11 protein-coding genes are annotated in these 14137 nt (G+C 37.4%); 5 read left to right on the top strand and 6 right to left on the bottom strand.

The genetic code is table 11. From position 1 onward, the window contains the following. Positions 1–49 precede the first annotated feature (49 nt). From metH to ACSBFT_RS05745, 3 genes are all read left to right on the top strand, one after another. Entirely contained in the window at positions 50–3805 is a 3756-nt protein-coding gene (metH, locus tag ACSBFT_RS05755) for a methionine synthase (protein ID WP_489603887.1), read from the top strand. 157 nt (positions 3806–3962) lie between these two features. Further along, complete coding sequence (locus ACSBFT_RS05750; protein WP_489603886.1) at positions 3963–4253, top strand: hypothetical protein; 291 nt, start codon at positions 3963–3965, stop codon at positions 4251–4253. A 47-nt stretch (positions 4254–4300) separates the two neighbouring features. Continuing rightward, positions 4301–5212: a hypothetical protein gene (locus tag ACSBFT_RS05745; protein ID WP_489603885.1), complete on the top strand. Its 912-nt coding sequence runs from the start codon at positions 4301–4303 to the stop codon at positions 5210–5212. Positions 5213–5737: 525 nt separating this feature from the next. Here the strand turns inward: ACSBFT_RS05745 and tnpA are convergent. The 3 genes from tnpA to ACSBFT_RS05730 are packed head-to-tail and all read right to left on the bottom strand — an operon-like array spanning position 5738 to position 7921. Then, complete coding sequence (gene tnpA, locus ACSBFT_RS05740) at positions 5738–6181, bottom strand: IS200/IS605 family transposase (protein ID WP_489603884.1); 444 nt, start codon at positions 6179–6181, stop codon at positions 5738–5740. Between the two features lie 2 nt (positions 6182–6183). Next, complete coding sequence (locus ACSBFT_RS05735; RefSeq protein ID WP_489603883.1) at positions 6184–6999, bottom strand: glutaminyl-peptide cyclotransferase; 816 nt, start codon at positions 6997–6999, stop codon at positions 6184–6186. Continuing rightward, the gene (locus ACSBFT_RS05730) at positions 6989–7921 is read right to left on the bottom strand and encodes an NAD(P)-dependent oxidoreductase (RefSeq protein ID WP_489603882.1); all 933 of its coding nucleotides are present in this window, start codon (positions 7919–7921) and stop codon (positions 6989–6991) included. The genes ACSBFT_RS05735 and ACSBFT_RS05730 overlap by 11 nt, the downstream gene beginning before the upstream one ends. Before the next feature lie 165 nt (positions 7922–8086). On the opposite strand from ACSBFT_RS05730, the gene pdxA reads away from it, so the two are divergent. Further along, the gene (gene pdxA / locus ACSBFT_RS05725) at positions 8087–9169 is read left to right on the top strand and encodes a 4-hydroxythreonine-4-phosphate dehydrogenase PdxA (RefSeq protein ID WP_463044476.1); all 1083 of its coding nucleotides are present in this window, start codon (positions 8087–8089) and stop codon (positions 9167–9169) included. On the opposite strand, the gene ACSBFT_RS05720 is transcribed toward pdxA, so the two are convergent. The 3 genes from ACSBFT_RS05720 to ACSBFT_RS05710 all read right to left on the bottom strand — a co-directional run bounded on the left by ACSBFT_RS05720 (position 9150) and on the right by ACSBFT_RS05710 (position 11807). Next, entirely contained in the window at positions 9150–10007 is an 858-nt protein-coding gene (locus ACSBFT_RS05720) for a tyrosine-type recombinase/integrase (protein ID WP_489603881.1), read from the bottom strand. The two genes, pdxA and ACSBFT_RS05720, sit on opposite strands and share 20 nt — an antisense overlap. A 100-nt stretch (positions 10008–10107) precedes the next feature. Beyond that, positions 10108–11310: an aminoacetone oxidase family FAD-binding enzyme gene (locus ACSBFT_RS05715; protein ID WP_489604868.1), complete on the bottom strand. Its 1203-nt coding sequence runs from the start codon at positions 11308–11310 to the stop codon at positions 10108–10110. An 11-nt stretch (positions 11311–11321) separates the two neighbouring features. Then, complete coding sequence (locus ACSBFT_RS05710; RefSeq protein WP_489603880.1) at positions 11322–11807, bottom strand: hypothetical protein; 486 nt, start codon at positions 11805–11807, stop codon at positions 11322–11324. Positions 11808–11916: 109 nt separating this feature from the next. On the opposite strand from ACSBFT_RS05710, the gene ACSBFT_RS05705 reads away from it, so the two are divergent. After that, on the top strand, positions 11917–14031 hold the full coding sequence (locus ACSBFT_RS05705; protein WP_489603879.1) for a Tex family protein: 2115 nt from the start codon (positions 11917–11919) through the stop codon (positions 14029–14031). Positions 14032–14137 lie beyond the last annotated feature (106 nt).

Raw genomic sequence — 14137 nt, 5'->3', positions numbered from 1 at the left:
ACAGCTTTACTTTGACAAGAATAGTTTAAAGAACAGTAAAGGTCAACAAATGCCCAACATACAGAAAGAACTTGCCAAAAGAATACTCATTTTAGATGGTGCCATGGGTACCATGATTCAGCGTTACAAGCTGACCGATGAAGATTATCGTGGCGAAAGATTCAAAGATTTCCCACATGATGTTAAAGGAAATAATGATTTACTTTCTTTGACTCGACCAGATATTATCTCTGCCATTCATAAGGAATACCTCGAGGCCGGAGCAGATATCATTGAAACGAACACTTTCAGTGCCAACTGGGTCTCTATGGAAGACTATAAAATGGAGCACTTGGTTAAGGAGATAAATTATGAAAGTGCCGTTTTAGCTCGTAGAGCATGTGATGTGTATACCGCCAAAAATCCTAACAAACCTAGATTTGTAGGTGGTTCTATGGGGCCAACAACCAAACTCGCTTCCCTTTCTCCTGATGTAAACAATCCAGGCTTCAGAGCCATTACTTTTGACCAGTTGGTCAACTGCTTCAAAGAACAAGCCGAATCACTTATTGAGGGTGGAGCAGACTTGTTGATCATGGAGACTTCAACGGATACTTTGAACAGTAAGGCGTCTATTTATGCGGCTAAATTGGTGATTGCTGAAAAGCGAAAAACAGATCCTGACTTTGATATTCCTATCATGATATCGGGAACCATCACAGACCAATCTGGTAGAACCTTAACAGGACAAACCACAGAAGCTTTCTATAACTCTTTAAAACATGGCGAATTATTGGCCATAGGCCTAAACTGTGCTCTTGGAGCCAGAGCTATGAAACCATATTTGGCTGAAATGTCAAGAGTGGCTTCTTGTTACGTAAGTGTATATCCTAATGCTGGTTTACCAAACGAAATGGGTGCCTATGATGAGTCTCCTGAATTTATGGGAGAGCAGGTTCGTGAGTTTTTAGAAGAAGGGTATGTCAATATTTTAGGAGGCTGCTGCGGAACGACACCAGAACACATTGCCGAATTTGCCAGAATAGCCGCCGAATATGAGCCACGAAAAAAGTCACATCCAGAGCAATTATTAAGACTAAGTGGTTTAGAACCTATGACATTGACCAAGGAATTGGGATTTGTCAATGTAGGTGAAAGAACCAACGTAACGGGTTCAAAGAAATTCTTACGTCTTATAAAAACAGAGAAATTTGAGGAGGCTCTTTCTGTGGCTTTAGACCAAGTGGAAGGTGGTGCCAATGTGATTGACGTCAATATGGACGAAGGTATGCTAGACGGTGTAGAAAGTATGACTACTTTCTTAAACCTGATGGCTTCTGAACCTGATATTTCAAGAATTCCTGTCATGGTGGATTCCTCTAAGTGGGAAATCATTGAGGCCGGATTAAAATGTATTCAAGGAAAAGGAATTGTCAACTCTATCTCTCTTAAAGGTGGAGAAGAAGAGTTTGTGCGTCAAGCCACCATTTGTAAAAACTTTGGGGCAGCCGTTATCGTCATGGCTTTTGATGAAGATGGCCAGGCAGATACCACTGAAAGAAGAATAGAGATTGCGAAGCGTTCTTACGACGTTTTGGTAAACAAAGTGCGTTTCCCTGCAGAAGACATCATTTTTGACTTAAATATATTTCCTGTAGCTACAGGAATAGAAGAACATAGAATTAACGCCATTTCATTTTTTGAAGGAACAAAATGGGTGACAGAAAACTTACCTCATGCTCATGTGAGCGGTGGTGTAAGTAATGTTTCTTTCTCTTTTAGAGGAAATGATAAGGTAAGGGAAGCCATTCATTCCGCTTTTTTATACCATGCTACCAAGGTGGGTATGGATATGGGAATTGTAAACCCAGCCTTGCTGGATATTTATGATAACATTCCTAAAGACCTTCTAGAAGCCGTTGAAGATGTCCTTTTAAATAGAAAAGACGACGCAACAGAAAGACTTTTAGATATAGCGGAATCTCTGAAAGGCACCAATGTGGAAACCGAAAAAGCCATTCAAGAATGGCGTAGCTTACCCGTTGCAAAGAGAATTGAACATGCATTGGTACGTGGTGTGGTAGAGTTTATTGAAGAAGACACAGAAGAAGCAAGGGCTTCTTTTCCATCTCCGCTACAGGTTATAGAAGGTCCATTAATGGATGGAATGAATGTGGTCGGCGATTTGTTCGGTTCTGGTAAAATGTTTTTGCCACAGGTGGTCAAATCTGCTAGAGTAATGAAAAAGGCCGTAGCTTATCTACTACCTTACCTAGAAGAAGAAAAACTTAGAACAGGAAATACGGCGAAGAACAATGGTAAAATACTGATGGCGACTGTAAAAGGTGATGTCCATGATATTGGAAAAAACATTGTAGGCGTGGTATTGGCTTGTAATAACTTCGAAATCATTGACCTTGGCGTGATGGTAGCAGCCGATAAAATCTTGGATGCTGCCGTTGAACATAATGTGGATATAATTGGCTTAAGTGGTTTGATTACGCCTTCGCTTGACGAAATGGTTTATGTGGCCAAAGAAATGGAAAAAAGAGGGATGAAAATTCCGCTTTTAATAGGTGGAGCTACTACTTCCAGAGTGCATACTGCGGTAAAAATTGATCCTTACTATTCTGGCCCAGCTATTCACGTTTTAGATGCTTCTAAGTCTGTACCAGTAGCCAGTAGCTTATTAAGTAAAGGACAAGAAGAGGCTTTCAAAGCTAAATATAAAGCAGATTACGCTGTATTTAGAGAGGAATATTTAAACAGACAAACGGTAAAAACTTATATCACGATAGAGCAAGCAAGAGCTAATAAAATGGCGATTGACTGGTCAACTACAGAAATTAAGAAACCTACTTTCTTAGGTCAAAAGGTGTTTGAAAGCTATAATTTAAGCGAAATAGTAGATTATATAGACTGGACCCCATTCTTCCAATCGTGGGACTTGCATGGTAGATACCCTAAAATATTAGAAGACGAAGTCGTAGGAACAGAAGCAAAGAAACTCTTAGCAGATGCTCAGGCTATGCTGAAGAAAATCACAGCGGAGAAATGGTTAACCGCTAAAGCGGTGATAGGTTTTTGGCCATCAAATACCGATGGAGCTGACGCTCAAATAGTATATGATTTCACGGTCAATGAGGAAGGTCATTCAAGTTCGTGTTCGCCTTTAACGCATGACCACAAGGTTTATATTCCCGATAACACTAAGGAGCTGGCTATATTCCATCATTTGCGTCAGCAGGGTAAAAAGGGTAAGAATATCCCAAATTTATCTTTAGCGGATTTTGTGGCACCTAAAGAAAGTGGAAAGCAAGATTATTTCGGTGGCTTTGCAGTAGGCATTTTCGGTGCAGATGAAAAAGCTAAGGAATTTGAGGCGGATTTTGACGATTATAATAGCATTATGGTAAAAGCCTTAGCAGATAGATTTGCAGAAGCCTTTACGGAATTATTACATGAGAAAGTAAGAAAACAGTATTGGGGATATGCCGCAGAAGAAACGCTAGCAAGTGAAGAACTTATCAAAGAGAAATACGCTGGAATAAGACCTGCTCCAGGATACCCTGCATGCCCAGACCATACCCTTAAAAGGCCTTTGTTTGAGCTATTAGACGTAGAAAACAGTATTGGTCTGACTTTAACAGAAAGCCTAGCCATGTGGCCTGCTTCTGCGGTGAGTGGCATGTATTACAGCCATCCAGACAGTAAGTATTTTGGTTTAGGTAAAATCACCAAAGACCAAATAGAAGACTATGTGGCCAAAAAGGGCGTAACGATTGAAGAAGCGGAGAGATGGTTATCGCCAGCTTTGAATTATTGATTGTAAAGGCACATTTACTGCCAAAATGACAGGATTGCTGTATTGCTATTTCCACGGAGTTTAGCATCGTTGATTCTACTTTTTAATAACGTCTTTTTGGCAGGTAAATGCATTTTGGCAGAATTTATGAGATCTTGTCTACAAATGTATATAACAAATGAAAGACCAATACCTATTTGAAAAAGCCAATAAAGAATCAAACAAATTCTATCAGAGTAAATTAAACAATCTAATTTTCGCTGATGCCTATTGCAATTTTTATATTCAAAAATGCTACGATTCTAGCTGTGGTAATCAAAGTACTGAAAGAAGAGATGGATGCCTGATAGACGCTGTTAAATTTCCGGATTTGTTGGAAATTAGTAAAAGCACATTCATAGCTATTTGGAAAAGTTGTGACGAACAAGCAATAAATGATATTAATGCTGACTGTCCTAATTGTCCTTAAATTAATTTTGGCCACCTTCTTTAAACAAAAACCACAAACTTTCAACTATGAATATAGCTGTCCTCAAATCAAAACTAAAGCAACTAGACTTTAAATTATTAGTACTCGCTTTTGTGAAAACTTCTAGCCTAGAAGAGCTGTATAGAATAACAGAATTACCTAGAGTCGTAAATACTCTTAATTGGATTTCGGAGAATTTTGAATTTCTCAAACCAGAAGTTAATCAGGTATTTAAAACTTTGGGAGACGTCTCTCTGCCCAGCTTAATTTCATTTAAAGTAAATCAAATTAAGGAAATTGAAAATTCAATGAATACTTTAAGAATTTCAACATTAGCACTTTATAATTTAACAAACCATATAATTAACGATGAACCAGAGAATTCGATTCGAATAAAACTCCCTCCAATAACTGACTTTGAGGATATGAGTAAAATCATGAATGACTTAAAAATTGCCGTAAGCATGCCTATCACAGGTGATAAAGTTGGAGGGACTACTCAAATTATTAGGACTGAACAAGGCTCAATTTGGTTATATGTGGCTTTGGGTACACCTATTGCCCTGAAATTAATCGCTGAACTATGTTGGTCAGCTGCCGTAATAAACAAGAAAAATGCAGAATCTAAATTTGTAAACGAATCAGTAAAAGATTATCAATTGACAAATGAATTAAAAGAGGCATTCGTGATTGCACAAAAAACATTGATAAAACAAACTATTGAATCTGAGGCTCTTCACGCCCAAAAAACTTATCTAGACAATTCCGACCCAGAAGATACTCAGAGATTAATTCTGTCTATTACTAAATTGAATGAATTGATGAATAAAGGGGCAGAGTTTTTACCCGCAGAGTCGACTCCTGAAAATGTCAAAAACCTTTTTCCTGCCAATACTGCAACCGCACTTTTGGAATCAAGAATAAAGGCTTTATCTGAAAAAAATGAGAATACGAATTGAAGCCCGTCAGGCTTCCTAATTCTTGAATTCCTTTTCCTTCTATTCACTTTCAAGCCCATTCGGGCTTGGATTTTCTATGAATCAATCCAAAAATATGAACCCAGAAGGGGTTAACAATATCGAAAGAAGTACAACCATGAAGGTGTTGAATATAATTCTTTCAAATTAATATTGAAGCCCGTTAGGCTTCAAGGCTCTCTGATTTCCATTCTCTTTCTATTCATATTCAAGCCCATTCGGGCTTGCCTTTTCTTAAGAAAATTCCGGTCAATTAGAACCCCAAAGGGGTTAAATGTGAATAGTAAAGATAATATGGACAAAAGCACAACCCTGAAGGGGTTGAATTTAATTATGGACAAATTAATATTGAAGCCCCTCAGGCTTCCTTCTCCTTCGACATCGGTTCTTTTTCTATTCACATTCAAGCCCATTCGGGCTTGCTTTTATTAAGAAAAGCTCGATTAATAAGAACCCCGAAAGGGTTCAACATGAACAGAAACACAACCCTGACAGGGTTGACTAAAATCATAGCAAATACTTCTCATCAAATTCAATCTCAAATTCATCCAAAAGAGAAATTAATTCCTCTTTAAAAGTGACTTTCTTATGATGCTCTTCTTGATTCTTGATGTATTCTATCAAATTATCTTTAGCATCAAAAGAATAGGTAAATGCTGAATAGCCCTCTTGCCAAGCTGTAAAAGGAAACAACTTTTCTTCTTTTATCATTATAGAGGAAGCCAATTTTATATCTTTTACCAAAGCAGCTAAAGAAATAGTAGGATGTAGGGAGAAAACAATATGAATATGGTCTTCAACACCATTAATTCTATATAAATGGCACTTTTTTTCCTTTAATATACCCCAAATATATTTGAACAAAATAGGTCTACCTTCAGATTTTAAACTCGTTTCTCTATTTTTTGTTGAAAAAACTATATGATACAAAATTTTGGTATACGTGCTCATTTTTACTTGAATTTCATTCGATATACCTTAGGCCACAGTTTACCAGTTAACAAAAACTCATCCTTTTCTTTGTCATAAGCTATACCGTTCATTTCTAACAAGTTTGGGTTCCCCTTTTGAGCGTCTAAATATAGCGTTCCAAAATCTGACTTAGAAACCACGTTTCCATTCTGAGCATCTATTTTCAAGATCACATTGGTACCATAAACATTGGCATAAATAAAACCATTGACATATTCCAGTTCGTTGATGTTCTCCACGCCGTAGCCGTTTTCTTGTACGTTTATTTCACGCACTCTAGAGAAGTCTGCAGGATTGATAAAAGTGACTTTAAAGGTTCCGTCGCTCATAATGAGATGAGTTCCATCTGTGGTCATCCCCCAGCCTTCGTTGTTTGGAAACTTGAAAGTTTCTAACTTCTCAAAAGTATTTTTATCATATACAAAACACTCCTGACTTACATAAGTCAGCTGATAAAGCTTATCACCTAGAATAGTTATGCCTTCCCCAAAATATTTGTTTCTATCCAACTTCACTTTGACCTCCAAACTACCATTGGTGGTATCTAAAATACCTACCACAGACTCTGTGAAAGAAAGATTTGCTGGAGAGCCCGTACTTTCATAAATCTTTCCATCATAGACAAAGAGCCCTTCTGTAAAAGCCTCTGTACTATGTGGATATGTTCCTACTTGGGTATATGCAATGCTGGCAGTTTTAGTTTCTTCTTGATTATTTGTACCCTCCGAATCGCAGGATAGAAAACCAACGGAGATGCACAAGCAAAAACTGGCAATTTTAATACTTTTATTTTTCAATGAATCGCTGAATTTTATCTCTTAAAACCTCATTTATTTTCACATAAGACTCGGTACTCCAGCCTGCTACATGAGGCGTAAGTATCACATTATCTTGGCTGGCAAGGTAATCGAAAGTGCTTTTTTGTTCGGTCGTGAGGGTTTTTAACTTCTCATTTTCTAAAACATCTAAACAGGCTCCTCTTACCTTTCCTGTTTTCAAAGCACTTACCAAATCTTTTAAAACGACAATTTCTCCTCTAGCAATGTTGCAGAAGAATATAGTTTTTTTGAATTTCTCAAAAAAGGCCGAATCAATCCATTTATCCGTGTCTTTGGTCAAAGGAATATGTAAACTCACAACATCTGCCCTTTCGAAAATAGCATTCAGGTCGCACTCTTCAATAAGATGATTCCCAAACCCATATTTTAATTTATCATAAGCTAGAATCTTACATCCAAAGGCCGCCAGTCTCTCTGCGGTAGCTTGCCCGTTATTTCCATAACCTATTATCCCTACTGTTTTTCCTAAAAGCTCTTCTCCTCTATTAGCTTCTCTTTTCCATAAGCCTTGTTTTACTTCTCTGCTTCCCGTATTTATCTTATGGAAAAGTGTCAACAGCATTCCTATTAAATGTTCCGCCACAGCCACTTTATTGGCTTCATTTGCTCCAAAAACCGTTACACCTGCCTTTTTGCACGCTGGCAAATCTATTAAGTCTAAGCCTGCTCCTGCCCTACCAATAAATTTCATTTTGGTAGCGTGCGAGAGAAAGTCGGCGTTTATGGAAAACTTACTTCGTATAATGAGACCCTCATAATCTCCCACACGTTCCAAAACTTCCTCAAATGCAATATTGGGAAAGTAATCTACCTCTAAACCCAATGCTTTTGGCATCTCTACTATAGAGTGATGCATTTCATCCACAATTAGAATTCTCATTTTAATACTACCTGTTTTAATCTACTTCTAAGTTTAATTATATATCATGCCCTTAAAACCACTTTTCAGTCTTTAATTCATCATCCGAATGAATCAAAAACCTTCCTTAACCTGACATTTTATATTAACTTTGGCAATTTAGAAATAACCGTAAAATTTACCCCTATGGATGGTGACAACATTCCAAGAATTGGAATTAGTATTGGAGATATGAATGGTATTGGTCCGGAAGTGATTATAAAAGCACTTTCCAGTACCAGAATTAACAAAATCTGCACCCCAGTGATTTATGGTTCTGGAAAACACCTGAGTAAGTATAAGAATTTATTAGGTTATAACGACTGGCTGTTTGCTACCGTCCAAAACACAAAACAACTAAACAAGAAGCAATTTAATCTCGTTAATTGCTATCAAGGTCCTCTTTTTGATTTGGCCTTAGGTACCGTACAAAAAGAAGCGGGTCAATTGGCTTTTCAAGCACTAGAAAGAGCCACACAAGACTTAAAAAATGGTTATATAGAAGCTTTAGTTACTGCCCCTATATCTAAAGACAATACGCAAAGCGAAAGCTTCAATTTTCCAGGTCATACAGAATATCTGGCTGAAGTTTTTGAAGCAGAAGAAGCTCTAATGTTTTTAGTTAGCGAAGAGCTTAGGCTGGGTGTTGTTACGGGTCATATTCCCATAGAACAGGTCAAAAAGAACATCAATAAAAAGCAAATTAAGTCTAAGTTAGACTTAATGATGAAAAGCTTAAAAATTGATTTCAAGATTCAGAAACCTAAAATAGCGGTCTTGGGTCTTAATCCTCATGCAGGAGAAAATGGCCTTTTAGGCAAAGAGGAAACAGATATTATTGAGCCTTTGATAAACGAATATCGTCAAAAAGGAAACTTGGTTTTTGGACCTTTCCCTAGCGATGGTTTCTTTGCTACGCAGCAATGGAAGCAGTATGATGCCGTTTTAGCCATGTATCATGACCAAGGTTTAACGCCCTTTAAAATGCTTTCTTTTGATTCTGGGGTAAATTTCACAGCTGGTTTATCTGTTGTAAGAACATCACCAGATCATGGTACCGCTTTTGACATAGCAGGAAAAGACGAAGCTAACCCTGGTTCTATGCTACATGCTATTTTTACTGCCGCGGAAATCTATAAAAACCGTGCAGAATATAAGGACTTGACAGACAATGCCATTTCTACCGTAAAAATTCAAAGAATCATTAAATCTAGTAAGGAGAAAAAGTAAATTCTCCTTCATTCAGATTAATATCTTGAATAGGATTTCTAATGGTACTGGCATCTACATTGGCCATTTGATTATAAATGGATGTAGTCTGAAGAAATCTATGCCCTAAAATATACTGTAACAAATGTATGTCCATACCTGCTTCTAAGGCATGAACAGCATAACTATGTCTAAGAGTATGAACCGTGGCATTCTTCTCAATAGAAGCCTTTTTTAAGGCAGATTGAAAGAATAACTGTACGTTTCTGGAACTGTAAGGTTTTCCATTTTCTCCAGGAAACAAAACCGCAATGGGTTTCTCTTTTACAAAATATCTTTTGACAAAATCAATAATATTTGGGGAGATAGAAAGCTCCCTTTTTGTTTTTTTCCCTTTATCCACTATCCTGATTATGCCTTTTCCAAGATCTAAATCATCCACATTCAGGTTTATAACTTCACTTATTCTTAAACCTGTATTATAAATTAATAGTAATACCGCTTTATGCTTGATATTGGTAACGGTATATAATATCCTCTTTATCTCTTCTTTAGAAAGTGTTTCTGGTAGTTTTTGTTCTTTTGCTTCGCCGGTAGACTTTATGCTAAGTTTTCTTCCAAAAATTACCTCATAAAAAAGCTTTAGTGCTTTTCCAGCTTGTATCGCTTCTGCTTTGTCCTTTTTTTCAGCTAATTCTTTAAGGTAATTACCAATATATTCATCCGTGATTTTACTCTGAGGCATATCACGCACTTGATTATAGAAAACGAAGATAGCATTACGATAAGCCGCCACGGTCATGCTATTATATTTACCAGATTTTAAGTGTTCGGTAAATCTCTCTATTAGGTGGGTCATTTACTTTTGTTTCGCTATATATTAAAAACAAAGATAAATGTTTGAAGCGTTCTTACTATAACATTTGGATTAATAATTTAATGCGAATGTATCAAAAGCTTTAAGTCCTTGAGTTTCCTATGGCCCTAGCTACATGCCATCCCCCAGTCCAAGCCGCTTGAAAATTAAAACCACCTGTTATCGCATCAATGTCTATAACTTCGCCAGCCACATAAAGTCCTGAGTATTTTTTAAGCTCAAAGGTATCAGCATTTACCTCACTTAAGTCAATGCCACCAGCCGTAACAAACTCTTCTTTAAAGGTACTTTTTCCGGTGACTTCAAAGGGCATTTTTTTTAAATTATCCTGAAATTGTTTAAAATGCTTTTTTCCCGTTTCACTCCAATTCTGAAATTCCCCTACATTAGACTTTTTACATATATATTCCCAAAATCTTTTTGAGAAATCGAAAAGTGGTGTGCTGACAACTTTCTTTTTGGGATGTAATTCCTGATACGCCTTTAGGGTTTGTAGGATCTGCTTTTCCGTTATTTCGGGAAGGAAATCCATTTTTAGATTAAAACAGTAATTCTTTTTCTCTAAAGCCCTAGCCGCAAACGCAGAGAGTTTTAAAATGGCCGGACCAGAAAGCCCCCAATGTGTAATCAAAGCAGGTCCTGAGGTTTTAAACTCAGGTATACTTGCCAAAGCATTCAAAAAACTATTGCCTGCTAAGGCATGCAATTCTTTGTCCTCTATTTTAAATGTAAACAATGAGGGTACAGGAGCCACGAGATTAAGCTCCATGGTTTTCAATTTTTCCCAAATGGTTCTGTCGCTACCTGTGGCCAACATTAAGTTTTGTGAAGAAAGCTTTTCGCCACTTTGTAGGGCTATTTCCCATATATTATTGACGAAGTTGAAATCTACAACACGCTGAGAAGTCTGGAGTTTTATGCCTAAATGATTTATTTCTTCCGTAAAAAGGTCAATGATGGTTTGAGAAGTATTAGATACCGGAAACATTCTTCCGTCGGCCTCTTTTTTAATCCCGACCCCTCTTTTCCTAAACCATTCTATGGTTTCATTTGGGCCAAATCTTTCAAAGGGTTTTAAAAGGAATTCATTACCTCTAGGGTAATTCTTAACCAATTCCGAAGCTTGAAAACAGAAATGGGTCACATTACACCTACCACCGCCCGAAACTTTCACTTTCTGTAAGGGTTCTCTGTTTTTTTCAATAATGAGGATTTTGAAAGCGGGATTTAATGTAGCCGCATTTATGGCCGCAAAGAAGCCTGCGGCACCGCCGCCTACTACAATAAGGTCATAATCTAGTTCGATGGCAGATACTTTTTTGATAAGGCTGTTCTTTGATTGCGGAGCAAAATTATCAAATTTTCAATGCCTTTTACTTCATCTCCGTATTCAAATGTAACCTTATAGGTGCCGGACCTATCAGAAATTTCTAACCACTCCGCACCGCCGTCTGCACAGTCTGGGCATCCATATACTTTCTTAAGCTTCCTAAAGGCCCTGGTATTAAGCTCGGCTAGTATATTTTTCCAAATCTCCTCATCTAAGGCATCTGTAAAAGTTTTTCTTTCATTTTTGAAATCTATAAAATTTGGTTGTGAAATAAACTGCACATCAGGAGTCTGAGCGGTTAACCTTAAATACTGCGTACATTCACCTGAGCACATGCCAAAACGCTGCCCACTAACTATAACTAAATCAGAATTAATCTTTGGAGCAACATGACCACAAGAACTTATGATAAATGTGGAAAACATTGCAAAAATGACGAGGGCTTTCTTCATAATTATTGAGACTTTTGCTTTTACAATATCAAATAAAATTTGATAAAGAATGGTTGTATCGGCAATCCGTTTCTTTTTCGAAAGTTAGATTTATACTTCTATACAAACTATGCTAAATAATTCTCAGATTTCTTATATAACGCAATCTATTAACGTTTCCTCCAATTCGGTTAACCAAACCATTCAACTTTTGACCGAAGGTGCCACGGTACCCTTTATATCAAGATATAGAAAGGAAAAAACAGGTGGTTTAGATGAAGTTCAAATCGCAGATATTAAAAAGGCTTACGAGAAGTTTCTGGAAGCAGATAAAAGAAGAGCAGCCATTATTCAGTCTATTGAGGAGCAAGAAAAGATGACTCCTGAATTATTGAAAAAGCTTCATGCGGCTTTGCATCTTAAGGAGCTAGAAGATTTATATCTGCCTTATAAACAAAAAAGAAAAACCAGGGCAGTCATTGCCATTGAAAAGGGTTTGGAGCCTTTGGCAAAAAGAATTTTTGAGCAAAAAGAAAACAGCTTGGATGGCCTTATCGGTCAGTTTTTAAACAAAGACGTCAAGTCTAAAGAAGAAGCCTTACAAGGTGCCAGAGATATTATTGCTGAATGGATAAATGAAAACCTAGAGTCTAGAAATAAACTCAGGGTGATTTTTGAGAAGGAAGCCATCATTTTCTCAAAAGTGAAAAAAGGGAAAGATACCGAGGGAATTAAGTATAAAGATTACTTTGAATTTGAACAAAAGCTGAGAGAAGTTCCATCCCATAGACTGCTGGCGATGAGGCGTGGAGAGCAGGAAGGCTTCTTAAAAGTTGGTATTGAAATAGATGCTGATAAAGCTTTAAACATGCTAGACAGACAATATTTACGTGGATTACAAGCTTGTAAAGAGCAAGTAGAATTGGCTATAGAAGATGCTTATAAGCGATTATTGAACCCTTCTATTGAAAACGAGTTTAATGGAATTAGTAAAGAAAAAGCGGATGAGGCCGCCATTCAGATTTTTGCTACGAATCTAAGACAGCTTCTCCTTTCGGCACCATTAGGCCAAAAACGCGTTTTAGCCCTAGACCCAGGATTTAGAACGGGTTGCAAAACCGTGGTTTTAAACGAATTAGGCGATTTACTTTACGACACCGTGGTTTATCCTACTTTTAAGAAAATGGAAGCGGAGATTACCATAAAGAAACTTGTGGCGGATTATAAGATTGACGCCATCGCTATTGGCAATGGCACGGCCAGTAGAGAGACAGAGCAGTTTGTAAAATCAATAAAAACGGATGTAAAAGGTATATATGTAGTCTCGGAACAGGGAGCCTCCATCTATTCTGCCTCTGCCGTGGCTAGAGAAGAATTTCCGGACAAGGATGTGACCGTAAGAGGTGCCATTTCTATAGGAAGGAGATTAAAAGACCCTTTAGCAGAATTGGTGAAAATTGATCCTAAGTCTATAGGTGTAGGTCAGTACCAACATGACGTCAATGCCAAAATGTTAAAGGAAAGCTTAGATACCGTAGTGGAAAGTTGTGTAAACTCCGTTGGCGTAGAATTAAATACGGCCTCTAAACATTTGCTTTCTTATGTTTCTGGTCTTGGGCCTACCCTAGCACAGAATGTCGTGGATTATAGAATGAAGAATGGTAAATTTTCTTCTAGAAAGCAGCTATTAAAAGTACCTAGACTAGGCGATAAGGCTTTTGAACAAGCGGCAGGTTTTTTAAGAATTCATGGGGCAAAAGACCCATTAGATAATTCTGCCGTACATCCAGAAAGGTATGATTTAGTAAAGCAGATTGCCAAAGATAAAGGTGTTACCATTGATAATTTGATAGAAGATTCGCTGGTCAGAAAGTCAATTGACCTTAAAAAATATGTTTCCACGGAAGTTGGTTTGCCTACCTTAAATGACATTATGTCTGAATTGGCCAAACCTGGTCGTGACCCTAGAGAGCAGTTGGAGGCTTTTGAGTTTGGCAATGTGCATACCATGGAAGATTTAAAGGAAGGTATGGTACTGCCAGGGATTGTTACCAATATAACGGCATTTGGTTGTTTTGTAGACATTGGGGTACATCAAGATGGTCTTGTGCATTTATCACAACTGGCTAACAGGTTTATAAAAGACCCTAACGAGGTTGTTAAAGTACACCAAAAGGTTCAAGTTAAGGTCATGGAGGTAGATGCTGCCAGAAAACGTATAGGGCTCAGTATGAAAGATGTTTAAAGTGATTTTCTTAAGCCCTAAATCATCCAAAATCAATCTTTTATCGATTAATTATTTTCGTTTCAGTTCAATTGGTTAATTTTCAGTTCAATATTCAACCCAATGT

It is taken from the genome of Arcticibacterium sp. SM2516, from assembly GCF_057914865.1.
The sequence above is the reverse complement of the archived record's forward strand: the minus strand, read 5'-3'. Positions and strand labels throughout refer to the sequence as shown.